Below are 21,966 nucleotides of genomic sequence, written 5' to 3'. Positions count from 1 at the left end.
TACCGTATGATAATGTCATAACGGTAAATGGGGTCACAAGAAAGGACAGCGTTTATCACAGAACTCCCGGGAGCGACGCCGCGAATGCAGAATTCGTCGATAATGCAATGTTACTTTTTCGACTTGTATTGTTCATCCGTCACCTTGTCCATCCAGTTGACTATGCCCTTCTCTGTATTCGGAATGATGTATAACTGCGACATACTGCTGTATTCGGTTGCTCCGTGCCAATGTTTGACATTTGGAGGACATTTCACTACATCACCCTTTTTCACAATGTGCTTCGGTTGTCCTTCAATTTGATGATAGCCATCTCCATCGGTAACGATCAAAATTTGCCCTGCAGGGTGGATATGCCAGTGTGAACGGGCACCGGGTTCAAAGTACACATTACCAACCAGTGTGCTGTAGGTTGAATCGGTTGCCACAAGGTTGTAGTTGTAGGCTTTGCCTGTAAACGTCGTTGATGGGCCAGCGTCGCCCCGAGGGAAGATCAGATGTTCTGCGGGTTTAATTGATTGGCCAGCGCTTGAGAGCGACGTCAGGAGGAACCCGACGATACCTACGGTTATAATTTTCTGAACACTCTTCATAGTTTATACTTTCGTGTAATGCTTCGGTTCATATTCTGTGCCGGACCACGCCCCTATTGTAAGTCGATGTTCACCGTTACGTCGCCCGATCCCACTGCTGCGGCCAAGCCGGTCGGATCATCAATTTTTCCAAGTGGTGTATAGCCGTACGAAGTGGAGAATGTTTCGTAGAACAGCACCAATGTGTTGGCTCCCCAAAGCATCAAATCTCCGGAATGGATTGTTCCAGGATTGGACGCACGGGTGGGGAGATTTTGAGCCAACCGGAAATGTTTTTCATTTCCATTTAGCTCCGTCATGGAAAGCGTTAATGGCAACATGGCTTTGAATGCTGTTGCGGTGGAATTATCAAAGAGTGTGGCTGTGAAGACCTTCTCTCCGATCTTAATGGTTATGGAATTTTTCACGGGATCGATGATAGCGGGTTCTGGATTTTCTGCATTACAGGCTGCCCCAAACAATAACGGCGAAATCAATAGCACGATGGCAAATGAGTATCTCATGGTGTTGAATTAAAATGTGGCGGCGTCAACTACAAACCGATATCTCGCTTGTTTGTTCATCACCTTTGTCCAGGCATCGTTGATCTCTTCTGCTTTGATAATCTCGATTTTGGGAGTGACCTTGTTGTCCGCACAATAATAAACCACTTCCTGGGTTTCTGGAATTCCGCCGATCAGCGATGCGTTGAAATTGACATGCGTGTTGGCCAGGGCAATGTTGCTCACGGTAAGCTGGAATCCTGCGGGCATACCGACCTGCGTAAAAAAGCCGTTTCGTTTCACCACCGATGCATACGCGGCTACGTCGAACTGCGCGGGAATGGTTGAAATCAGGTAATCAAGCTTGCCTTTGTAGGGTTTGAGTTTAGAAAGATCATTGACCACTATTGCTTCTTTGGCGCCGAATGACAGGATGTCTGTTACTTTGTCCGCCGATGTTGTAAAGGCATATACATCCGCACCCTTCGATACGGCCAGCTTGATCGCCAGGTGCCCGAGTCCCCCGATACCGGCAACACCTACTTTATCACCTCTTCTGAAGTTTGCGTTCATTAACGGTGAATAGGTGGTGATCCCTGCGCAGAGTAATGGCGCTGCCTCCTGCAGGCTGAGGTGATCCGGGATGTGTACAGCAAAGTGATCTCTTACGACTATATTATTGGAGTATCCCCCCTGGGTGATGCCCGATGGAGATGTCTTGTCGGGATAGCCGTAGGTAAACAGCGTGGCACCGTTGTCGCAAAACTGCTCTTCGCCATGTTTGCAGCTTTCGCAGGTCATGCAACTGTCAACCATACAGCCTACACCGGCGCGGTCACCAACGTTAAACCTGGTTACGTTTTTGCCGACAGCGGCAACGATGCCTGCAATCTCGTGGCCGGGGACTTGTGGATATTTTTGCTGACCCCAGTCTCCTTTCATTTGATGGATGTCGGAGTGACAGATGCTTGCATATTTAATGTCAATGAGAATGTCGTTGTCACCAAGCGGCCGGCGCTCAAATTGCCAGGGGCTGAGTTTGCCAGAAGCATCTTTTGCAGCATAGCCTTTTGATTTGATATTTGGCGCTGCGGGCTTCTCTCTATTTTGACCGGCCAGTACGCCGCCGGTGCTCAAAAACGCCAGGCCGGCTCCGGCCAAAGCGCTTTTCTGGATGAACTCCCGTCTTCCGTTGTTGGGCGTTTTATCGTTAGGTTTCATATTGTGGCTTTGTGTTGATTTGTTGAATACAAAGGTATCGACCTGGGCAGTCGGGGGATTAAGACTTTCAAACCGATCCTTAAGACTTTCAAATCAACCGGGGTTCGCCATTAAACGGTAAGTGTCCTTAAAACGGATAAAAAATGACCTTTCATGAGCCTATTGGTATTTAAAGTGCTTACTGGTTGAAAGAATCGGAGGCAAGGGTTTGGCTCACGTGTTGGGTTCAATAGCCTTACCTTCTGCCAAAGGGAGTATTTGATTTTCTTAAGGATCAGTTTGAATTTCTTAAGGCAGCGCGTGGTTATGTTAGGTAAGTTTGTATCCGTAACGTGAGAATTATGCAAAAGAAAAGCCATGATCGATCGGTTTCGAATTTCAACACAGAACTCAAGCTGAAAGGATTCAACGTTTTCCAGATCGAGGATGACTCAAGTGCGGTTCGCGCATATAGTCGGAAAGATTTTTACAAGATATGCCTGACGACGGGCGAAAGTATCATTAACTATGCTGACCGTAGTTTTGAGATGACCGGGACGATTCTCTTTTTTGCTAACCCGAACGTTCCGTATTCCTGGGAAACCATTTCAAGAAGTTATGTCGGTTATACATGCCTGTTTTCCGAAGACTTTTATAAACCCGCCGATCGAACGGAAAGCCTGCAACATTCACCGCTCTTTCGGATTGGCGGTACACCAATATTTCACATTTCAGAAGAGAAGCGGGAGTTCCTGAACGGGATCTTCAAAAACATGATGGTGGAACAAACCAGCAACTATACTTTTAAAGATGATCTTATTCGGAATTATATTAATCTCATTATTCACGAGGCTTTGAAACTTCAGCCGGCGGAGAATTTTGATCAGGTAAAAAATGCCGCCCACCGGATAACCAATGTCTTCCTGGAGTTACTGGAGAGGCAATTCCCGATAGAAAGCAAAGACTGTCCGCTTCAGCTACGTACGGCGCAGGATTATGCCAGCAGTTTGAATATACACGTTAACTACCTGAACAAGGCGGTGAAGGAAATAACTGGCAAGGCAACTACTACACATATCAGTGAGCGCGTCGTAAGCGAAGCGAGAGCATTACTGCTTCATACAGACTGGAATGTCGCAGATATAGCGTATGCACTCGGATTCGAGTATCCAACGTATTTTAATAATTTCTTTAAGCGTATCACAGGAACAAACCCGATGTCACTGCGACCTGCAGGAGCATAGGATAAATAGCACGTTTAGCCATGGCCAATATTTTCCAAAAAATGCTTGCCGGGGAGATAATCCGGAATGATGAAATGGGCGAAGCCTGGGACGTTGTCTTCCGCGCACTACGGTTATCGCCGGCGCTTAATGCGTCAACGACAATCGACGAGATGCGTGAACGCCTGAGTGAGATCATTGAATGTGAGATCGACAGGAGCACGACGATATTTGTTCCTTTTCACACCAACTTCGGAAAGCATATAAAGCTCGGTAAAAATGTGTTCATCAATCATGCGTGCTCGTTTCTCGATATGGGCGGCATCACGATCGAAGATGATGTACTGATAGGGCCGAAGGTGAGTCTCATTACGGAAAATCACCCGGCTGATCCATCGAAGCGGAAATTCCTCGATCTGAAGCCGATTGTTATACAGAAAAACGTCTGGATCGGAGCTGGTGCAGTCATTTTGCCGGGTGTTACGGTGGGGGAAAACTCGATCGTGGCTGCGGGGGCGGTGGTCAATAAAGATGTTCCCGCGAATGCCGTTGTGGGCGGTGTTCCCGCAAGGCTTTTAAAAACGATTTCTTAGGTGACCCACGCAGACCGGAAGGCTGCAGAAGGCGTAGATTGGCAGGTGGACTTTCGCTACGCTACCGGCAAAATAATATGAAAAGTGGTTCCCTCGCCAACGACTGATTGCACTTTGATATGTCCCTTATGGTTCAGAACAATTTTTTTGCAAAGCGCCAGGCCTATGCCGGAGCCTTTGTATTTATCCTGGGTATGAAGCCTTCTGAAAATCTCGAAGATCTGATTGACATATTGCATTTCCAAACCTATCCCATTGTCTGCAACAGAAAGATGTACGTACTGCAGCTGGTTCGGACGATCTATATATTCTTTGACATTCTTCGCATCCACCAGCTTTCCTTGAATTATAATATTGGGACGTACGTCGGGGCGGGAAAACTTCAGTGCGTTGCTAATGAGGTTTCCGAAAAGCTGTTGCATTTGGAGCCTTGACGCGTCGATTACAGGAAGATCGTTGCACTGGATCGTTGCATTTTTCTCCTCCATTGTATATTCAAAATCTTTCAAGATATCGCCTACCAGCGTTGTCAGATCCACCCGTTCAAAGGGACGCTGCGACTCGGCAATGTGCGAAAACTCCAGCAGGCTGTTAACAAGCGAACTCATTCTCTCCGATGATTCGGCAATTTTCAGCGACAAATTCCGGCCCATCTCCGGTATCCCGTCGACGTGCAACAGACGATCTGCAAACGTCCGGATTTTACGCAGCGGCTCCTGAAGGTCATGGCTGGCGGCATAGGCAAATTGCCGCAGCTCGTCATTACTAAGCGACAGCCGTTTGGTGGAATCCGATAGTTCTTCATTTATGACCGCAAGCTCTTCGTTTGTTGCCTGAAGCTCTTCATTTGTGGCAGCCAGTTCCTCGGTACGCAACTGTACCTGAATTTCCAACGCAGCGCGGCTTTCGGCCAGCTCATGCCGGGCATGGACTTGCTCGGTCACTTCGTGCGCCACGACGATGAATCCATGTGCTTTTCCGTCCGACTCGTAGAGGGATGAGTACACGAAGTTAAAGAAGCCAGACTCCTTTACCCCGTTCCGTTCGAGTATCACCTCGAACTCGCGACCATAAAACGGTTTGCCGGTTCTTACTACATCCCGCACGATCGACTCTATGAAAGGTCGCACATGAGGAAGGCTCTCGAACAGTGGAACACCCACGAAATCGGATGCCTTTTTATCGACAAGCTGAAGATAACTATCATTTGCAATCTCGGTGATATAATGCTCGCCCCGAAACACTGCCATGGCTGCGGGCGCTTGCATAACCAAATTACGGAACCGCGACTCACTTTCACTTACGGCTTGTTGAGCCTTCACCTGCCCGGTAACATCCACTGCAATGTCGAGAATGGCATATACGTCATCCTCCGCGTTGAAAAGGGGCACGTAGGAGATATTGTAATAGTTGTCATTTAAAACTCCGTTCTGGGTAATCCTTACAAGGGAAGCCGGAGATGTAAAAGGTTTTCCATTTGTAAATATATCATCGAGGATTTTCAGGAATGGCTGCCCCTCTGTAATCAGCTCGGGCATTGCTTCCCGAAGGGGCTTTCCAACGATCGTCGGTCCTTTTCCGACAATGTCAATAAAAGCCTGGTTCGGATTTTCAATGATGAGGTCGCGTCCCACAAACAGACCTATGGCGACAGGAGCCGCAGCAATGATCGACCGCAGCTTGGCTTCACTTATCTCGGTTGCTTTCCGCGCAGCGACAGCCTTCATGGTTTCTATACAGGATACCAAGACTCCGCCTGGTTCGCCGTCATCGTCCTCTATCAAACTAAAAATGAAGGTCCAGCAAACATCTTCTATATCGCTGTTTGGGATAAAAAATACCGGTTGATCTTTCACGGTGACGCCTGTACCTGTCGCCAATACGGATTGGAGTAATGGGCCAACGGTGTCCCACCCATTTTTCCAAACATCCTTTGCCTTTCGCCCTACCGAAGGATGTATATCGCCGCTGAGGCTAGACATAACAGCATCGTTGTAAAAACAGATGAAATCTTGTCCCCAAAAAGCGAGGGTCGGATGACCGCTCCAAAGCATATTGCTTACCGTTGTGCGGAGACTGTATGGCCATTGTTCAATCACGCCCAGAGAACTTGTTGACCAGTTGAAATTGCGGGTTTGCTCACCCATTTTACCACCCCCTTTAAAGAACGGGGGTTTATTCGCTTGAGATATTTGCATTAAGAACGACTGGCAAGATTGCCTTGATTATATTTCTCAGGCTAAAAAGTCGTTCCAGCCCCGGCCTTTGCGCGGGATTTTATGGCGGGACGATATTCGGCATTTTGATAACCAGCTAACAGCCAAGCAAGTAGAATAGATTATTTTTCGTCGCGGCTATCCCGCAGCCGCATAAAAATCCATCGATTTCAAGAAATTACGAATCTGCATGTGTGCGCATTCTTCGTTTGACATTCACGTTTTTAGCGCTTTTCGCTATACATCAACGTTGCAAACATCCTTGACGCCCGGCAAACGCGGCCCGATTCCGTTTATACCGGGCGTCTATTTGTCCTTGCGTCTTTGCTCCCTACGGTCGGCTCTTTCCTGCTTTAAACGTTGCCGCATTCCACCACTGATGCCGCTGCCTTTGTCGGTCGATTTATATAACGATCCTTCTGTATCCGGCGCGGGCGGCGCCAGCTTCATTTGACGTCTATGGGCGACGTTGGCCGTAAGACGTTCAACGGTGCGGGGAAAAAGCTGATGCATGCGGTGGGCCAGTTTTCCCTTGCCGCCCACGGGCAGTTCCTTGCGACGATGTAAGCTCGACCAGATTATGGCATTTACGACCTTTTCGGGGCCATCGATCGCAATCATCTGGGGCGTGCCCCCGCTGTAGTTGGCGGCATGCGCGAACCATGGAGTATCTGTTGCCCAGGGCTCGACGGTTACTACCTTGATCTTCTTTTTATCATGGAGTCTCAACTCCTGGTTGATCGCTATGCCCAGGCTTCTGATCGCTGCCTTGGAGGCCGCGTAGGCGGAGTGATATGCCTGTGGTACCTCACTTTCCACGGATCCCAGGTTGATGATGGTGCCATGCCCCTGCGCCAGGAACAACTTCAGCGCAGTATGTGTCCCGTAGATGAAGCCTTTTAAATTGATGTCAATCAAACGAGCCATATCTTGTTGCGGTATTTCCCAGAATCTTCCAATGACACCGACACCCGCGTTGTTGATCCAAACATCAACCTTACCGAAATGTTTCACTGCCTCGTCCGCGAGCCGCTGCACGTCTTCCGGCCGGCTTATATCCATCGTTACGACGACAGCTTTTCCGCCGGCGGCAGTAATGCGCCGGGCGACGTCTTCCATGAGCTCCGTGCGGCGCGCGGCAATAACCACCTGTGCATGGTAGGCGCCGAGCTGCTCGGCAACGCCGCGCCCTAAACCACTGGACGCACCGACTATGACAAAGGTTTTTTGCGAGACCTTTGCCTGACCGCGCTTGCTCAGCTTGCCCGTCGCACATCCGGACATGCCCGCGATTATCAGCATTGCCGCGAGCCACCCGGCCATGCGCTCCAACTTGTTGCTCTTTTTCATGAAGAATATAGTTAACAAACAGGATTTGATATACTATGCGATTCACTCCCTGCCGGACGTTTAACGTTGATCGCTACTATTATCCACACCAGAAGAAAACCGACCTCTATTATCCCATCCACCAGGTAGATGTCTGAGATCACATCTGTGAGCGCATAATAAAAGTCAATGCTTATAAAGGCGACTGCGATGGCGCCGCCCAGCAGGATCGCCGGACGTTTGTCGGCATTTAAATATCGATACATGCCCAGACAGCTTGCTACCGGCAACAGCAGCGCTCCTACCGTCTTCACCAGCCAGAGATCTGTCTTTTTGCCCGTGACTGCCATAAAGCTGTTGATGTCTATCAGCGGCCAGATGCCCGTGATAAAAATATAAGCAGCCTGCGCCACGACGACCGTATTGAATAGCTTGTTCATGTCGATAAAGTTTGATGCCTTCGTCCGACTTTTCTTCTAATGTCAGGGAAAGAATTATGCCTGAATAATTAGTCGGAATCAGCTACGGGAAAAAAGCAAAAGAAGGACGCACCCTGGCCTGGCTTTCCGGCTGCTGTCATAAAACCTCCGTGGTTTTTTAATACTTTCCGGCAGATGGCAAGCCCCATGCCGGTGCCCGGATACTCACGATGGTCGTGCAACCGCTGAAACATGTCAAAGATCTTGTCCGCGTACTCCTGATGAAAGCCTATACCGTCATCCTCTACCGTTATTCTCAGATATTCAAAATCTTTCACAGCGGAGTCCAACCCAATGTCTTGCCCCGAAACGTACGCTGCCGTGATCCCTATGTGTGGGATCTGGCCTTCGGGTTGAAACTTAATGCCGTTGCTGACGAGGTTCTGAAACAGCTGTATAAGCTGCACGGAGTATGCTTTAATTTTCGGCAGCGCATCAAACCGGACGATGGCGTTTTTTTCCTGTATGACAGGCTGAAGGTCGTCCAGGACTGTTTGCAGAATTTCATTCAGATCAACGTCGACCGGTTTGCCCGGAACGCCGGTATTGATTTTTGAAAAGGAGAGAACGTCCTCTATCAGCGCATTCATACGCGCGGCCGACGCTACAATTGTCTTAGCATGTTCTTTTCCCTTTTCCGAAAGCTGATCGCCTTCCTTAGAGACTAAAAGGTTTGCAAACAACTGGATCTTCCGTAGCGGTTCCCGTAAATCGTGGCTGGCAATAAAAGCGAAGTTGTTGAGCTCGCCATTCATCGCTTTCAATTCCCGGTTTTTCTGTAGCAACGAATCGTTTGCCTTCACCAGGGCTTCCTGCGATTGAATGCGCGCTGTCTCGGACTTCTTCATCGCCGAAATGTTTTGCACTACACTCACCGAGTGGGTAGCCCGCCCGTGGACATCGCGTTTGAAGACTTTTCCCCGCGCATTGAACCACAACCACTCCCCTTTTTCATTCTCACTGCGGTACTCGACATTACTGATGTCTTCATCGCTCATTTCGTGAAACCCGTGAAAATAATCCGAGACGGCTTTCAAATCGTCGGGATGCACCATGGCCCGTCGCTGGCTGGAGGTCATGCGGCGCAATTTTTCGCTATCATAACCATTCGCTGTGAACGGCGCATGGTTCACGTACTCCATTGCGCCGGTTGACAGGTTGCGAACACTCAGCATATCCGGAATTGTTTCCGCCACGGAGACTATAAAATGTGCTTGTTCCCGGATGGCGTGCATGCGTTCTTCCACTTGCCGCTCGAGCCGTGAGTTGAATTCTTGCAGTTGCTGTTGAGCCTGCTTCTTTTCGGTTATATCAACGGAGGCGCCATACCATCTTTTTATTTTCCCGGTGCGCGCGTCGATGTGCGGCTCTGCACGCACATCAAACCACCGGTACGTCCCGTCGGCAGCTTTAATGCGATGCTCTACACGAAAAGTAGTATGCGTTTTGCTTGCACGCATAAATGCTTCCAGCGTGGGTTTGCCATCCTCGGGATGCAGAAAGTCCGCAGCAACGTCGCCGGCCGTGGCCGGCGGGGGAGCACCGGTATATAATGTCCACTGGTTATTAAAAAATTCGACGTGGCCGTCGCCGTCCGTGATCCACAGGATTTGCGGCACGGTGTCTGCCATGATCCGAAAACGTTGTTCAGAATGACGCAAACCCTCCTCAACTTCTTGCTGATCGACAAATTGCCCATAGCCATGTACCCATCCGAGATGGCCCAACCCGTCTATTATCCTGAAATCGAAGTCCGCGGCGCCGGCCTGATGTCCGTCAACCATTTCCTGAATACGGTTGCGATCGTCAGGATGCAGAAGATAGCTGACATCATTTATACGGATCAGGTAATCGTAGGTGTCCATCGTCCTTCCGGCGTTTCTTGCCAGGCTGGAAGTATATAAGCCCGACTGCCATGAGCCCGCCAGCGTTAACAGACTGCCTTTAATGATCAGCTTTAGCGTTTGGTGTGTTGAGTCGGCAAGTCCCATCGTTGACTTGTTGGTTTAGTATAATATTTAAGCCCGTTAAAGAACTGCGCCAACACTTTTATCGGGTTGATGGATTGTTATAAACGTTGCTTTTCGAGGATCCGGAGCTTGTCTGCGTGTTCGTTGGCATAGAATTTACGCTACATCCCGAATGGGAACAACCAGAATTGCAGCCATAGGTGTTTCGGCTGGTGGGCTGAGAGCACTGAAAGAGTTCTTTTCGTCTTTACCGCAGATCCCCGACCTGGCCTTCGTTGTTGTAACACACCTGCCGCGGGACACGCCATCATCGCTTCAGCCGACCCTCTCGGCAGTAACAAGCTTGCCGGTTTATGTACTGCAGGGTCAGACAGTACCCCGGGCAGGCAATATTTATGTCCTGCCCGCATACATGAGCGCAGACTTACACGAAGGCGTTATTAGCGTGTACGAAAGGCATCCTTCCGAGCCTGTCTTTAAAGCCATCGATGAATTTCTTTTTTCCCTGGCAACGGATCAACGGAAAAACGCGATCGCCATTATCTTATCCGGCATGGGCAATGACGGGGCGCGCGGCGTTCAGGCTATCCAGAAATGCGGAGGCATGGTATTGGCACAGGATCCGGAGTCCTCTAAATATAGCTCGATGCCACGAGCGGCCATCGATGCCGACCAACCGGAAGAAATTGCCGCTCCGCATTTGCTGGGTCAAACGCTCTCGCTCATGCTACAGGGAACATCAAACTATAGCCAGGAGAGCTGAAAGGGTTCGGGCACGCCCAGGGAGGGTTCGTGCTGCCATCGCGTAGCCTGCATCGCTTCTCACGGCACGACGAGTGCGGCGTGCTGGCCAAAGGCGTCGGTGACATGGTATACTCCCGCCGGCCAGCCGGACGTATCGATCTGTTGCACCTCTGCCGCTGTATACATCGTACGCCCGAGCATGTTAGTAACAACGACCGACGTGCGCTTGTTGAGGTATACTACCGGCGCCGTGGCCGGATTAGGATACAGGCGAAGTGGCTGCCGGTCGACCTCGGAAGGGATTCGCACGCGGATCACGTCGGAATAATCTTCGTTACCGTCGTAGTCAACCTGCCGCAGGCGGTAATACATCGGCTCCATCAACAGCTCGGGATCGGTAAAGGTATACGCCTGTTTTTCCGTCGTGGTGCCATGGCCGGGCACGATGCCGATCGCCGTAAATTCCTTGCCGGACGCCGACCGTTGTACTTCGAAGAAGGCGTTATTCTTTTCGGAGGCGGTGGTCCATTCCAGCACCGCCTTGCCATTATCGGTAACGCCGCGGAAATCTTCCCACGTCACGGGCAGCGGGTTGGCCGGTGACGTAGAACCCAGTGTAAACGGACTGAAGGAGGCGATCGACAGGGTCGACACTGTTCCGGCGGCGGCATTGCCGGCCGGCGACCCTAATTCAAGCGGCATGATCTCCCACTGACTCCCGTTCCAGTGTGCAACACGCAGAGCTGATATATTGGTGATATAGTTGGAGCTGGAGCATGTAGCAGACTGCCAGGTGAGTGTTAACGACGCTTCCAAACCGGCGTTGCGATCGATGTTCCAGTATTCGCATTGACTTACCGTTGCCAGTCCGGCGACTTTGTTTGATCCGTATGCCTGTGCCGCTTTAAAGTATTGCGCCGTGTAGGTTCCGCCAAGAATTGCGCTGATGCCGGCCGGCCGGTATAGCCCGCCGTCGCCGATGGGAAACGTAAACCCTTCGAGCAGTCCCAATACTTTTCGTACCGGTCCGTCTACATAGCTGGCATTGCTGGCACCCGCCGTAGTAGCCCATCCATCGAAGATCAGTGGATTGCTGCCGGTTGTCTCCACGACACCCGCGGTGAACGTAGCGGCCGTGCTAATCGTCACCGGGGCGGCAAGCGTGAGGGTATTTGCACTTTTGTTTACGATCAGCCTTGAGAACGTTGGCGCCGCGGAGCCTGGCGTATACGAGATTGTCTGCGCGTTCGTGCCGGAGAACGCAATAGAACCGCCACCGGCACCGGACGTCAGGCTGCTGGCATGGTTGGTATTGGTTGAAAGATTGCCGTGCAATGTCGTCGTGCCGACGTAGGCAAATTGTAGCGTGCCCGAGGTTCGAACCAATGATACGGGGCCGTAAAACACATCGCCCGTGGTCGAGGCCATGCGCAGGCGGCCGCTGCCGGTATTTGTAAATGTCGCGGCGCCGTAAAATACGTTGCCGCCATTACTGTCATCGCTTAGGAAACTGGTACGGATCAGGTTGACATCGCCGTAAAAGGTGCTGCCGTGGAGGAACAGCCGGCCGGTAGTGCCCGTAATACCAACCTGGAATACCGTGCCGTTAAAGGTGGTAGTACCCGTTGTATTGAGGGTAAGCGATGTGCCGCCGCCGGTCACCGTGATATTGCCCGAACCCAGGGAAGCGGCGCCGTTGACAGTCAAACTGTAGCCACGCAAATCTATGGTTCCCGCGTAACCACTTATCGTCAGGTTGTTAACCGTCACCGGTGCAGCCAGAAAGCAGAGGCCGTGTGTGCCCGAGGCGCCGTTAAACATGGCATGGTCGCTGGCGCCAGGGACTGAGGCACCACCCGGCCCGCCGGACGTGGCCGACCAGTTGGACGCATTGCTCCAGCTTTTAATGGTATTACTATAGTTGAAATAATTGAATTCAACGGTGCCCTGCTGGCCGGAATAATTTGCCGCGGCGATCATAAACCGCACCTGCGTCGTTGCCGGGTTCCAGGTGATAGCACTCATGTTTACGGAGTAGTAGCCGGGTGTGGCGCTGGACGGAAGAATGTTTTGCTCGGTGATATATACCCCGCTCGCATTGAACTCTTGCGCCTGGAGAAAGAAGCGCTGGTCACCGCCGGTCAGCGCAAGCACCTGGAATTCTACCACGCCGTTGACCCGGTCCAATGGCAACAGCCGTACAGCCGAACCGTTGACACCAAACAGTCGCACCGCATAGGCGCCCGCGACATTGTCGACACGAAGGACCGCGCTGCCGTGATCGGTCATCGTCCAACTGCCGGTGCCGTTGTTTTCGATCAGCGACCAATCCGCGAGGTCTGCGGCTGCGTGGAAGTTATTCTGGTATACCGACGTACCGACCCAATAGCGGGTTACTTGTGCTACCGCAGGCAGGCATAGTGCTGTGAGTAAATATAGATATAGGGTAAAACGTGCTTTCATAGCTTTTTGAATAATAAAACGGAATAAGAATGTTCATGCGGCGCACTGCCGGCATTTGTCAGAAATGCGAAGGCGGTGGGTCAGTGTGTTGCCGATAGCCAAGCCGGGAACCAAGAATGAATAACAAAACGTAGATCATAACAATAACTTTAAGTGTATCGCAGACAAATTATTTACCTTCTTGCGGAACTGCGTTCCGCAGACATTTATCGAGATGCGCCACGCATTACACTTAACTACCGCGGCGCTTATACAACTAATATAACGTGTATACATCAATTGTTAAGCATCGGCGGGTATTAACGGTCAAAAATAAGGATAGAACAGTCTACTAAACAAAATCCTTGTATGTACATCTTAGATTGGCTGCCGACGTCTATATAATACGTTTTATAAACACTTATTTTTCAATCCGAGTACTGTTCGAATTACATTTAAAACAGCATCGGCTGACCGACCTCCGCCTGGTAAGCGTTGAGAATATGATACCGGACGTTTCCCGGAAGCAGGATTAATTCTTATCTCTTCATTTCCGCAACGGCGTCGGAGAATGTGAGCACGCGGACCCGATGTGCATTGTCGTGCAGGTAGTCGAGTAATTTTTGGTGGGCTTCTTTGGACACATTGAATAACGCGCCGCCCACGTCGTGAAATTGAAAGATTCCAAGGCCGTTTGACTGCATTGTTTTTTCGACAAACGCGATCATCGCTTCGCCGGAGGTGCCCTCCATGACATGCCAGCTGGGCATCTTCAGGTCGTCTGTATGGTTAACGTCCGTGATAATACTTTGCTGATCGCCGCCGGTGCGCCCATAGGACACTACCCCCAGCTTGCGAAGGGCAGCGGTATAATCGACGCCGTTCAAGGCAGTTTCGTTGCAGGGATAAGCGAAGCTTCTTTTTTTCTTTTTACCTGTTATAGCGTCCAGATAAGCATGCATCGTTTTTATTTCTGACAGGAGCATGTCGAGCGTGTAGGTTTCCAACGAAACGTCCTTTTCCCAACCGAGCTTCTGCGGGCATGGATGAAACAATGTGTGATTAGCCAACTCATGCCCTTGGGCCGCGGCTGCCTTCCAGGCGATCAGCGACGGCGAGCCATGGCCGAGCTGGTCGGAGCTGCCGGGTATTGAATTGATGAAGAATGTAGCTTTCAGGTGGAGCGCGTTCAGCTGCGGGATCACGTTTTCCAGTTGGGATGGCAGGGCATCATCATACGTCAGGCAGATAATGGCGGGCGGAGCTTTCGCGGTGGGCGTCGACGGCATTTGGGCGAAGGCGGCGGTCAACAGTAAGATACTTGTAGTCGTTATAATGAATGTCTTGAAGAATGGCATGGACGTGTCATGAAATGATTGCTAGAAATATAGCAACATCGGCACGATCGGCCCAGCGGAACTTGCACTAATTAAGTTTAACTACCCAAAAGGGGTATAGATCATCCCGAAGCTTCCAAGGGCATTCTCTGCTCACGCTGGCACGACTTTACAGCTATTGTAAGAAACAATACATTTATGAGCAAGAAACATGAAAATCCCGGTGAGAGCTTTACCGGTCACCAAAAAGCTGTCGACGAAGCGATAAACGAACGCGCTAAAAGCGAGCGCGGTGCAGACAAGCTTGACCCTGAAACCGCCAAGCGGGAGCATCAAAAGTCGCATGAAGCGAGCACAGCCCACAAGAACACGGGCGGGGGAAAACAAAAGAACCCGGGTAGTAATTAACAATGCTTTTTGGCGGATGCGTGGCCGCGCAGCTTAATAATCCGCAGCTACGTATCCGCTATTATTCCATATTTCATCGTCCAACAGTCCGGGTAATCCCTGATACCTCACCAGCAACATATACCGCAACAGTTGAGGAGAACGCATTCGCGTAGATGATCTTACCCAGCGAGCAGTCAATAACACGTGTAAACTTCCGCGCACAATGAGGAAACTGTTCCCTGGCTATACAAAAAGAAAGCGGGCTTTCCCGCTTTCTTTTTTACATTTTCGTTCAGCAGGTTACTCAAATTGTCGTTTCGTCGCTGATCGTGGTTTCGTCACCCAGCTGCTTATGATCTTTTTGCTTCTGTGTGTTCGTAGAGATATCCTCGCCGGTTCCCGCGCCTGAATTTTTAGACGTTTCTCCACCTCGTTTTTCACGAGCGACCGACTGCGGCCCGGTTCCGACGCGCGGCGGATCCGACGGGTCCATGGGAGTGCTGCTTTTCTTTGTTGCTTTCATAGTTCCTCCTTTTATGGGATCGCGCGAAAAAATGGTGCCCGTCCGCTGTATAGATCCATCGTTGTGCCTGGTGGCGACGGCTACCTTCCATTATAATTTCCTCCGGAAAAACCCGGAACACATTTACTTTCATACACCGATGGCATCGTTTTTTACTATTTCGCCGAATAATTTTCCAGTTCGATCTTACATACCCGGTGTATTATACCACGACAGAACCCTGCTTATGAGTATCTCACATCACTTTCCAAAGTTTGTAAAGCTCCTGAAAGAAGAGAATGTCAACATTGACTTGCTTGTCGAGCAGGTAGAAGAATGTATTGCTTACTTTCAGTCGGGCTATAGCTCCCCGGGCACGGACGAAATGGATCTGAGCAACAACCCGGAATACAAACGGCTGATCTTCTTTCACCATTTGCTCCTGTCAATCCGAACCCACTTTTACGGAACCATCGCCGCGCAAGCATTATGCGATAACGATGTGCGGGAGCAGCGTAAACTAGAGAACTTTGAAATATTCCTGCGAGCGTTCAACATGCGGTTTAAAGACCGCATTCTGTGACCAGTGTAGACGATGATTCTTACTTTAACCCTATACTTCCCCGCCGGTCGCTGCAATACGTTTCCACTAGCCATCGGTATGAATTTAGAGTAATAGGCTGTGCGTGGATGCGCCGGCCAATTTTGTGACGGACACGAAACGGTCGTTTAAAACTATTTTTCAACATTTAATTTTAACACCATGGAATCAGAATTGCTAACCACCCAGCGAACGGATCGTCGCAGTAAACACAAGGAAGGGCCTCTTGCCACAATGATAGAAGAGCAAACCGCCAAGGTGCCGTCGGACGCCTACCTTTGGACATCCGTCGGGGCCATGGCGGTATCGCTTGGCCTTAAGATCGCCGGAAAAAACCACCTGGCGCTTTTCGTTGGCCAATGGGCTGCGCCCTTCCTCCTTTTCGGCATTTATAATAAGCTCGTTAAAGTCGGCGGTCACGACAAAACGGAAACAGCGTAGGACCTTTGACGCCGCGCGGTTGCCAAGGTCTACAGGTAGTGCTATGATCCCCGGGTGCGCAACGTTGGTTGTTGCCACTCGCGGGATGAGCACTGATTGTCCCTATGCCATTTCCATCATCCTTCATTTCCGCTCCTCCGTTTTTCGAACAGCTCAACTCTCACGGAGAGCTTGTAGACTTTGCCATCATCACCCCTTAGTTTTTGAATTTCAACCGTGGCGGCAGTTGGCGTTTCGCCATCCTTGTCGCTCATTTCATCCTGCAGGAGATGCAGTGTTTTCTCGATCAGAAGATTGATATTGCAACGTTCCATAGTTGTATTCTATTAGCGTCCAGTCGCAGCCGCTAGATCTTCAAATATTATTCCAGCATAAGGCTGGCAATGCTTCGCTTACCATACCCGTAGCGCAGTTGCCTGGCACGCATTTTAACGGCGTGTTATATGGATCTTTTTCCTGACACACTACCGGTGCCCTCCGGGTTTCGCTACGCGGCGGACTTCCTCACCAGCGCTGAAGAAGCAGCCCTGTTGCAGCACATACACACTATCGCATTGAAGCCCATGATTTTTCAGGGCTTTGAGGCAAAACGAAAAACTGAAAGCTTCGGTTATGACTATAGTTTTGACAATCGCCGCCTGTCAAAGGGAAAAGATATACCTGCGTTTTTCGAGCCGTTGCTTCGCCGGGCTGCAGCCTTCTCAGGTATAAACACGGCTGATATTGCGGAGCTGTTATTGACCGAGTACCCACCCGGAGCGGTTATAAACTGGCATCGCGACGCCCCTCCATTCAAAACAATTATTGGAATTTCATTACTGGAAGATTGTATTTTCAAATTCCGGCCACACGACAAAGCACAACAAAGCAGGAAATCCGTCATTTCATTGCCGGTGGCACGCCGGTCGCTTTACGTGATCGATGGGTCTGCCCGATCGGAATGGCAGCACAGTATAGCGCCTGTCAAAGCCACCAGGTATTCAATAACACTTCGTACACTTATATAATGTACCATTAGGCTGCTTACAACGGATGTCCTGACCTTCTTCGCTGATGGCTTGATTTTTTATCGACCTACTGTGCAGCTAAAATCTATGATTATGAGCACGACTTCCTATATGATCTTTGTCGACTCCAATAACCGTCGGTATGCTATCAAAAGTGACGACTGTCTAACGTTCGCGACCGACCCGGGCGATAAAAAATACCAGGGCTATCCTGTCGATTCGAAGGACCGCATTATAAAAAATGAGACTGTTTCTGTTCTCAGAACAGATGTGGATCCTGCAGGTTGTGTTATAACAGAGCCAACTGCGTAGCGCTACACAACACGCTACACAAATCCCCACCAGGCGCCGAAACGCCGGGTGGTGTCTACTACAGATCTCTGAAACTAGTCGTTAGTCCCTGGCGGCTTCGAGTTCGTCCTGACTATAGATGACAATGCGATCATCGAGCGACAATATATCGCCGCGGCCGTCCTGATTGCTGATCGCGATGTACAGCTCTCCGTCCGGGCCCTCGGCAACATTCCGCAGACGGCCGAGCGTTGTGTATAGATAACGCTCAACGCTAGCGATCTTCGTGGGGTCATTGGGATCAAAGACGGCGCGGTAGAGTGCCTGACCGCGTAAACCCGTAAACACAAATGAATCTTTCCAGTCACCCTGTTTGATAAAGATGCCGCCGGTAGGCGCCCAGGTGGTAGTATCACCACTATGATATACCGGCGTTTCCATACCGGCCTGCTGCTGGCTGCCACGGATTACGGGCCACCCATAATTTCTTCCCGGAAGGACACGGTTTATTTCGTCCTGGCAACAGCCTTGCTCATCGGAAGGTCCATGCTCGGTTGACCATAGATCGCCTGTCTGCGGTTGGAACGCGAGTCCTTGGGGATTCCGATGCCCGTACGAAAATACATAGGACCCTTCAAAAGGATTATCCTGCGGAACGGCGCCGTCGCGTGTAAGACGTAAAATCTTACCCACCAGCTGGCTGAGATCTTGCGCAAGCGCGGGTTCATACCTTTCGCCCATTCCCCAATACAGCATACCATCCGGTCCAAACTCCAGTCCACCGCTGTTATGGATATAGTTGCCCGGAATGCCATCCAGGAGGACTTTGTCGAATACAGGCTGCTTTGTGGCGGCATCCTCTCTATAGCGTACGAGCTTGTTTACAAGTTGAAGCGGGCCTTTGCTCGCGGCATAGGTATAACCGAAATAGACATACCGGTTGGTGGCAAAGTCCGGGTCGAGTGTCAGGCCCAGAAGCCCGGACTCGCCGACTTCCTGTACGACAGAGTCGAGTTTCAGCCAGGCCTTCTTTTCACCGCCTTCGACAACGGTTATTGTACCTGGCCTCTCCGTAAAAAATAGTCGTCCATCGGGTGCAAACGCGAGTTCCCAGGGTGTATCAAGATTGTCGACAAAGGTTCTACCTTCTCGTCCCGGAACGTCATCATCATCATCTTGATCACAGGCAATCAGAAATGTTCCGATGAAAATGGAAGTCCAGGCTAAGGCCGCCAGCGATGTTTGGAAGGGTCTTCTAAGTTGATTCATAGCATTAAGGGTATGTTGCTAACGCGACAAATATTGTTCCCGGTCGATTTACTATAACCGGTGGAGTGTCGGGTAATTATTTCCCAATATCTAATGATGTACGCCGAACCGTGCCTTTGGCAGTGTAATCACCACGGACGTTCCAACGTTTTCTTTGCTTGAGAATGTGACGTTACCACCCATCAGTGTGACCAGCTCTTTAACAATAAAGAGTCCCATGCCAATGGATTTTTCGCCCTTCAGTCCGGGCCGGCTTGCGGCCGTATTACGTTCGAAAATGTGAGGCTGCAGAGGGTCGGGAATACCAATGCCGTTGTCTTCCACAGACACCGTGAAGGTGTCGTCCGACGTATCGACAACGACACGCACGACGCCGCGGGCAGGTGTGAATTTCACGGCGTTGGAAAGGACATTGTGCACTACCTGGAAGAATTTCACATCATCTGAAGTAACAAAGAGCGAATCTTCAGCCGACTCCAGCAAGATCTGCTTCTCCTTGTCGAAGGCAAGCATTCGTTCAATCACCACGTTGATTTTCTGCAAGGCATCGAAGCGGACCGATTCGACAAAAATGCGCGCCGACGCCAGGTGCTCTTCCTTCAGGAAAGAATTTATAATTTCAATGCAGTGCTGCGTATTCTGACGGATGAGCTGCGTGTGGTGCTCCAGGGTGTGGTACTGTTGCGTTCTGATGGTTTGATCTAACGCGTTTAACAGATCGTTGGTCAGTTGCAGGGGACCGCTCAGGTTGTGGGATACCATGTCGAGAATGGCATCTTTGCGCGCGCCGAAATCGGATATGTACGTTAAAAATTCCTTCGATTTCGTTATATCCCGAACGATCAACATGAGCTGATGGTCTGAAAGTAGGTATCCTTCTACGGCGACAAATCGATTGTCCTTTAATCGGGCTTCAATATTTGACACTACCCTCGCCTTTACAAGTTGCCGGACGCAGGTCTTTATGAACTCGTCGTCCTCCATCACTATATCGCGCAGTGATTGAAGAGAGTAGCCTGCGTGCGCTTCTTTATTCACCAGCTGCGAAAATGCTTTGTTAGCGTATTCGACGATGTTGCTCTTATAATCATATACAACATATCCATCCGGCGATAACTCGCCGATGCGCTCGACGATGTCAAGTGAAAACTCTACCATGTGCTCGTTATTTTATAGTGACAAATAAAAAAGTATTCCTGGCGGTATCAATCCCACACGTCCGCGAAATGTCTTGTATACGTAAGGGAATATCCGTAGCCTGTTCGCAGGCACGAAAATAGAGTGGTTTGCTGCAAAGACTTTATTGCCATGATGGAATTACTCGATCAATCAACCGCCGATGCAGCCCTGGTGGCTGGGAATGGATCGGTTATGGATGTCTCGCTAACGGTCAACGGCGTAAAGCGCGTCGTTTCCGTATTGCCGTGGGTGAGCTTGCTCGACACCTTACGGGAGGAGCTAAACCTTACCGGTACAAAAAAAGGATGTGACCATGGGCAATGCGGCGCTTGTACGGTGCTCTGCGACGATAAGCGCATCGTGAGTTGCCTGACTCTCACAGTGGCTAACGATGGCGCCAGGATCACCACTGTGGAAGGACTGGCGCAAGGTGACAATCTGCATCCGTTGCAAGAGGCATTTATCGAGCATGACGCATTTCAATGTGGTTACTGCACGCCGGGGCAGCTTTGCAGCGCTGTCGGATTGCTTCGGGAGGGTAAAGCAAATACGCTGGAAGAGGTAAAAGAGCTTATGAGCGGCAATCTCTGCCGGTGCGGAGCTTCCATAGGAATTGTGAATGCCATTATGGACGTTAAAAAAAACAAGCATGAATAACTTTTCCTATTTCAAAGCCGGCAGTGTCTCGGAGGCGAGAACGCTACGCGAGAGAAACGATCATGCGCGTTATCTGGCCGGCGGCACAAACCTCATTGATTTAATGAAGTATAAGCTGGAAAGCGCCGGTGCGCTAATTGATATTCACCACATCGATGAGCATCGAACCATTACCACTACCGAAGATGGGGGACTATGGCTTGGAGCATTTGTGAGCAATGCCGACACGGCTTATCACCCCCTGGTGGAACAACGCTATCCCCTACTATCAAGGGCTATTCTTGCCGGCGCCTCGCCGCAAATCCGAAACATGGCCACTAACGGTGGCAACTTGTTGCAGCGCACGCGGTGCTATTATTTTTACGATGCTTCATCGCCGTGTAACAAGCGGGAGCCGGGCACCGGGTGTCCGGCCATAGAAGGGTATAACCGAAATATGGCTATTCTGGGAACCAGCAAACATTGCATTGCGGTATTCCCTTCCGATATGTGTGTGGCCCTTGCCGCGTTGGACGCTACCGTTGTCACACAGGGTCCATACGGTGAACGGCGGATTCCTTTCGGGGATTTCCACCGGCTCCCCGGTGAAGCGCCGGAGATCGACAATACTCTTCAAATGGGTGAGATCATCGTGGGTATAGAACTTCCGGGTGAAGGATTTCCGGAATATCATTCGTACCTGAAGCTCCGCGACCGAAATTCATTTGCGTTTGCGTTGGTGTCCGTCGCTACCGGTTTACTGTTAGACAATGGTCTGATAGCAGTGGCCCGCATGGCACTCGGTGGCGTATCGCATAGGCCGTGGCGCGTACCGGAGGCGGAGCAGTTCCTGGTCGGGAAGGAGCCAACGCGGGAAGCTTTTGCCGGAGCAGCGGAAATCATTCTCGCGGGCGCGGTTGGGTATGGTTTCAATACCTTTAAAATCGACCTGGCTAAACGTGCTATCATTCGCAACGGCATGATGGCGCTGAATCCTGCTTCACAACGGCCGGGAGCGCAGCCATCACTCGAACCCTAAAAA

Annotated in this window: 23 protein-coding genes; 10 read left to right on the top strand and 13 right to left on the bottom strand. The window is 50.5% G+C overall.

The genetic code is table 11. The features are described 5' to 3' along the window. Positions 1-110 precede the first annotated feature (110 nt). From KK062_RS06840 to KK062_RS06830, 3 genes are read right to left on the bottom strand one after another with little or no spacing between them, the layout of a single operon-like run. A complete protein-coding gene (locus KK062_RS06840) occupies positions 111-593 on the bottom strand; it encodes a cupin domain-containing protein (RefSeq protein ID WP_254083519.1) in 483 nt (160 codons plus the stop codon). Positions 594-646: 53 nt separating this feature from the next. Continuing rightward, positions 647-1,096 carry a cyclophilin-like fold protein gene (locus KK062_RS06835; RefSeq protein ID WP_254083518.1) on the bottom strand — a complete coding sequence of 150 codons (450 nt, stop codon included), beginning with the start codon at positions 1,094-1,096 and terminating at the stop codon, positions 647-649. Positions 1,097-1,105: 9 nt separating this feature from the next. After that, positions 1,106-2,296 (bottom strand): NAD(P)-dependent alcohol dehydrogenase, encoded by a 1,191-nt coding sequence (locus KK062_RS06830; RefSeq protein WP_254083517.1) that lies wholly within the window; start codon positions 2,294-2,296, stop codon positions 1,106-1,108. Between the two features lie 341 nt (positions 2,297-2,637). On the opposite strand from KK062_RS06830, the gene KK062_RS06825 reads away from it, so the two are divergent. After that, entirely contained in the window at positions 2,638-3,519 is an 882-nt protein-coding gene (locus tag KK062_RS06825; RefSeq protein WP_254083516.1) for a helix-turn-helix domain-containing protein, read from the top strand. A gap of 20 nt (positions 3,520-3,539) precedes the next feature. Then, positions 3,540-4,091 (top strand): sugar O-acetyltransferase, encoded by a 552-nt coding sequence (locus KK062_RS06820; protein ID WP_254083515.1) that lies wholly within the window; start codon positions 3,540-3,542, stop codon positions 4,089-4,091. A 56-nt stretch (positions 4,092-4,147) separates the two neighbouring features. Here KK062_RS06820 and KK062_RS06815 read toward each other — a convergent pair whose 3' ends face one another. The 4 genes from KK062_RS06815 to KK062_RS06800 all read right to left on the bottom strand — a co-directional run bounded on the left by KK062_RS06815 (position 4,148) and on the right by KK062_RS06800 (position 10,106). After that, positions 4,148-6,238: a PAS domain-containing sensor histidine kinase gene (locus tag KK062_RS06815; RefSeq protein WP_254083514.1), complete on the bottom strand. Its 2,091-nt coding sequence runs from the start codon at positions 6,236-6,238 to the stop codon at positions 4,148-4,150. Between the two features lie 375 nt (positions 6,239-6,613). Then, a complete protein-coding gene (locus KK062_RS06810; RefSeq protein WP_254083513.1) occupies positions 6,614-7,675 on the bottom strand; it encodes an SDR family NAD(P)-dependent oxidoreductase in 1,062 nt (353 codons plus the stop codon). Continuing rightward, positions 7,669-8,076 (bottom strand): hypothetical protein, encoded by a 408-nt coding sequence (locus KK062_RS06805; RefSeq protein WP_254083512.1) that lies wholly within the window; start codon positions 8,074-8,076, stop codon positions 7,669-7,671. The genes KK062_RS06810 and KK062_RS06805 overlap by 7 nt, the downstream gene beginning before the upstream one ends. A 68-nt stretch (positions 8,077-8,144) precedes the next feature. Next, positions 8,145-10,106: a PAS domain-containing sensor histidine kinase gene (locus KK062_RS06800; RefSeq protein WP_254083511.1), complete on the bottom strand. Its 1,962-nt coding sequence runs from the start codon at positions 10,104-10,106 to the stop codon at positions 8,145-8,147. Between the two features lie 151 nt (positions 10,107-10,257). Here KK062_RS06800 and KK062_RS06795 point away from each other — a divergent pair, with 151 nt between their 5' ends. Then, positions 10,258-10,848 (top strand): chemotaxis protein CheB, encoded by a 591-nt coding sequence (locus KK062_RS06795; RefSeq protein ID WP_254083510.1) that lies wholly within the window; start codon positions 10,258-10,260, stop codon positions 10,846-10,848. A 59-nt stretch (positions 10,849-10,907) separates the two neighbouring features. Here the strand turns inward: KK062_RS06795 and KK062_RS06790 are convergent, their stop codons facing one another. After that, complete coding sequence (locus KK062_RS06790) at positions 10,908-13,292, bottom strand: T9SS type A sorting domain-containing protein (RefSeq protein ID WP_254083509.1); 2,385 nt, start codon at positions 13,290-13,292, stop codon at positions 10,908-10,910. Positions 13,293-13,810: 518 nt separating this feature from the next. Beyond that, a complete protein-coding gene (locus KK062_RS06785; RefSeq protein ID WP_254083508.1) occupies positions 13,811-14,629 on the bottom strand; it encodes a polysaccharide deacetylase family protein in 819 nt (272 codons plus the stop codon). Positions 14,630-14,806: 177 nt separating this feature from the next. Here KK062_RS06785 and KK062_RS06780 point away from each other — a divergent pair, with 177 nt between their 5' ends. After that, positions 14,807-15,016, top strand: coding sequence for a hypothetical protein (locus KK062_RS06780; RefSeq protein WP_254083507.1), 210 nt, complete (start codon positions 14,807-14,809; stop codon positions 15,014-15,016). A 286-nt stretch (positions 15,017-15,302) separates the two neighbouring features. Here the strand turns inward: KK062_RS06780 and KK062_RS06775 are convergent, their stop codons facing one another. Further along, positions 15,303-15,521 carry a hypothetical protein gene (locus KK062_RS06775; RefSeq protein ID WP_254083506.1) on the bottom strand — a complete coding sequence of 73 codons (219 nt, stop codon included), beginning with the start codon at positions 15,519-15,521 and terminating at the stop codon, positions 15,303-15,305. Between the two features lie 226 nt (positions 15,522-15,747). Between KK062_RS06775 and KK062_RS06770 the strand changes: the two genes are divergently transcribed. Continuing rightward, positions 15,748-16,083: a hypothetical protein gene (locus tag KK062_RS06770; protein ID WP_254083505.1), complete on the top strand. Its 336-nt coding sequence runs from the start codon at positions 15,748-15,750 to the stop codon at positions 16,081-16,083. Positions 16,084-16,263: 180 nt separating this feature from the next. Then, the gene (locus tag KK062_RS06765; RefSeq protein ID WP_254083504.1) at positions 16,264-16,542 is read left to right on the top strand and encodes a hypothetical protein; all 279 of its coding nucleotides are present in this window, start codon (positions 16,264-16,266) and stop codon (positions 16,540-16,542) included. A 116-nt stretch (positions 16,543-16,658) separates the two neighbouring features. On the opposite strand, the gene KK062_RS06760 is transcribed toward KK062_RS06765, so the two are convergent. Then, the gene (locus KK062_RS06760; RefSeq protein ID WP_254083503.1) at positions 16,659-16,856 is read right to left on the bottom strand and encodes a hypothetical protein; all 198 of its coding nucleotides are present in this window, start codon (positions 16,854-16,856) and stop codon (positions 16,659-16,661) included. A gap of 129 nt (positions 16,857-16,985) precedes the next feature. Here KK062_RS06760 and KK062_RS06755 point away from each other — a divergent pair, with 129 nt between their 5' ends. Together KK062_RS06755 and KK062_RS06750 are read left to right on the top strand one after the other, a co-directional pair. Continuing rightward, entirely contained in the window at positions 16,986-17,549 is a 564-nt protein-coding gene (locus KK062_RS06755; protein WP_254083502.1) for an alpha-ketoglutarate-dependent dioxygenase AlkB, read from the top strand. Between the two features lie 93 nt (positions 17,550-17,642). Beyond that, on the top strand, positions 17,643-17,861 hold the full coding sequence (locus KK062_RS06750) for a hypothetical protein (protein ID WP_254083501.1): 219 nt from the start codon (positions 17,643-17,645) through the stop codon (positions 17,859-17,861). 81 nt (positions 17,862-17,942) lie between these two features. Here the strand turns inward: KK062_RS06750 and KK062_RS06745 are convergent, their stop codons facing one another. After that, positions 17,943-19,109 (bottom strand): PQQ-dependent sugar dehydrogenase, encoded by a 1,167-nt coding sequence (locus tag KK062_RS06745; protein ID WP_254083500.1) that lies wholly within the window; start codon positions 19,107-19,109, stop codon positions 17,943-17,945. A gap of 90 nt (positions 19,110-19,199) precedes the next feature. Beyond that, positions 19,200-20,267, bottom strand: coding sequence for a sensor histidine kinase (locus KK062_RS06740; RefSeq protein ID WP_254083499.1), 1,068 nt, complete (start codon positions 20,265-20,267; stop codon positions 19,200-19,202). 213 nt (positions 20,268-20,480) lie between these two features. On the opposite strand from KK062_RS06740, the gene KK062_RS06735 reads away from it, so the two are divergent. Both KK062_RS06735 and KK062_RS06730 read left to right on the top strand, forming a co-directional pair. Continuing rightward, the gene (locus KK062_RS06735) at positions 20,481-20,945 is read left to right on the top strand and encodes a (2Fe-2S)-binding protein (protein ID WP_254083632.1); all 465 of its coding nucleotides are present in this window, start codon (positions 20,481-20,483) and stop codon (positions 20,943-20,945) included. Continuing rightward, on the top strand, positions 20,938-21,963 hold the full coding sequence (locus KK062_RS06730) for an FAD binding domain-containing protein (RefSeq protein WP_254083498.1): 1,026 nt from the start codon (positions 20,938-20,940) through the stop codon (positions 21,961-21,963). Before KK062_RS06735 ends, KK062_RS06730 begins: the two co-directional genes overlap by 8 nt. The last annotated feature ends 3 nt before the right edge of the window (positions 21,964-21,966 follow it).

The organism is Dawidia cretensis (assembly GCF_018598175.1).
GTDB lineage: Bacteria > Bacteroidota > Bacteroidia > Cytophagales > Cyclobacteriaceae > Ohtaekwangia > Ohtaekwangia cretensis.
Note: the sequence above shows the minus strand (reverse complement) of the source record. Positions and strands in the feature narration are given on the sequence as shown.

Excerpts from the sequence above, each read along its gene's own strand:
- KK062_RS06740 (WP_254083499.1), bottom strand. The coding sequence starts at position 20,267 with ATGGTAGAGTTTTCACTTGACATCGTCGAGCGCATCGGCGAGTTATCG.
- KK062_RS06780 (WP_254083507.1), top strand. The coding sequence starts at position 14,807 with ATGAGCAAGAAACATGAAAATCCCGGTGAGAGCTTTACCGGTCACCAA.
- KK062_RS06735 (WP_254083632.1), top strand. The coding sequence starts at position 20,481 with ATGGATGTCTCGCTAACGGTCAACGGCGTAAAGCGCGTCGTTTCCGTA.
- KK062_RS06730 (WP_254083498.1), top strand. The coding sequence starts at position 20,938 with ATGAATAACTTTTCCTATTTCAAAGCCGGCAGTGTCTCGGAGGCGAGA.
- KK062_RS06805 (WP_254083512.1), bottom strand. The coding sequence starts at position 8,076 with ATGAACAAGCTATTCAATACGGTCGTCGTGGCGCAGGCTGCTTATATT.
- KK062_RS06820 (WP_254083515.1), top strand. The coding sequence starts at position 3,540 with ATGGCCAATATTTTCCAAAAAATGCTTGCCGGGGAGATAATCCGGAAT.
- KK062_RS06745 (WP_254083500.1), bottom strand. The coding sequence starts at position 19,109 with ATGAATCAACTTAGAAGACCCTTCCAAACATCGCTGGCGGCCTTAGCC.
- KK062_RS06840 (WP_254083519.1), bottom strand. The coding sequence starts at position 593 with ATGAAGAGTGTTCAGAAAATTATAACCGTAGGTATCGTCGGGTTCCTC.
- KK062_RS06835 (WP_254083518.1), bottom strand. The coding sequence starts at position 1,096 with ATGAGATACTCATTTGCCATCGTGCTATTGATTTCGCCGTTATTGTTT.
- KK062_RS06765 (WP_254083504.1), top strand. The coding sequence starts at position 16,264 with ATGGAATCAGAATTGCTAACCACCCAGCGAACGGATCGTCGCAGTAAA.
- KK062_RS06785 (WP_254083508.1), bottom strand. The coding sequence starts at position 14,629 with ATGCCATTCTTCAAGACATTCATTATAACGACTACAAGTATCTTACTG.
- KK062_RS06800 (WP_254083511.1), bottom strand. The coding sequence starts at position 10,106 with ATGGGACTTGCCGACTCAACACACCAAACGCTAAAGCTGATCATTAAA.
- KK062_RS06795 (WP_254083510.1), top strand. The coding sequence starts at position 10,258 with ATGGGAACAACCAGAATTGCAGCCATAGGTGTTTCGGCTGGTGGGCTG.
- KK062_RS06815 (WP_254083514.1), bottom strand. The coding sequence starts at position 6,238 with ATGGGTGAGCAAACCCGCAATTTCAACTGGTCAACAAGTTCTCTGGGC.
- KK062_RS06825 (WP_254083516.1), top strand. The coding sequence starts at position 2,638 with ATGCAAAAGAAAAGCCATGATCGATCGGTTTCGAATTTCAACACAGAA.
- KK062_RS06770 (WP_254083505.1), top strand. The coding sequence starts at position 15,748 with ATGAGTATCTCACATCACTTTCCAAAGTTTGTAAAGCTCCTGAAAGAA.
- KK062_RS06775 (WP_254083506.1), bottom strand. The coding sequence starts at position 15,521 with ATGAAAGCAACAAAGAAAAGCAGCACTCCCATGGACCCGTCGGATCCG.
- KK062_RS06750 (WP_254083501.1), top strand. The coding sequence starts at position 17,643 with ATGAGCACGACTTCCTATATGATCTTTGTCGACTCCAATAACCGTCGG.
- KK062_RS06790 (WP_254083509.1), bottom strand. The coding sequence starts at position 13,292 with ATGAAAGCACGTTTTACCCTATATCTATATTTACTCACAGCACTATGC.
- KK062_RS06760 (WP_254083503.1), bottom strand. The coding sequence starts at position 16,856 with ATGGAACGTTGCAATATCAATCTTCTGATCGAGAAAACACTGCATCTC.
- KK062_RS06755 (WP_254083502.1), top strand. The coding sequence starts at position 16,986 with ATGGATCTTTTTCCTGACACACTACCGGTGCCCTCCGGGTTTCGCTAC.
- KK062_RS06830 (WP_254083517.1), bottom strand. The coding sequence starts at position 2,296 with ATGAAACCTAACGATAAAACGCCCAACAACGGAAGACGGGAGTTCATC.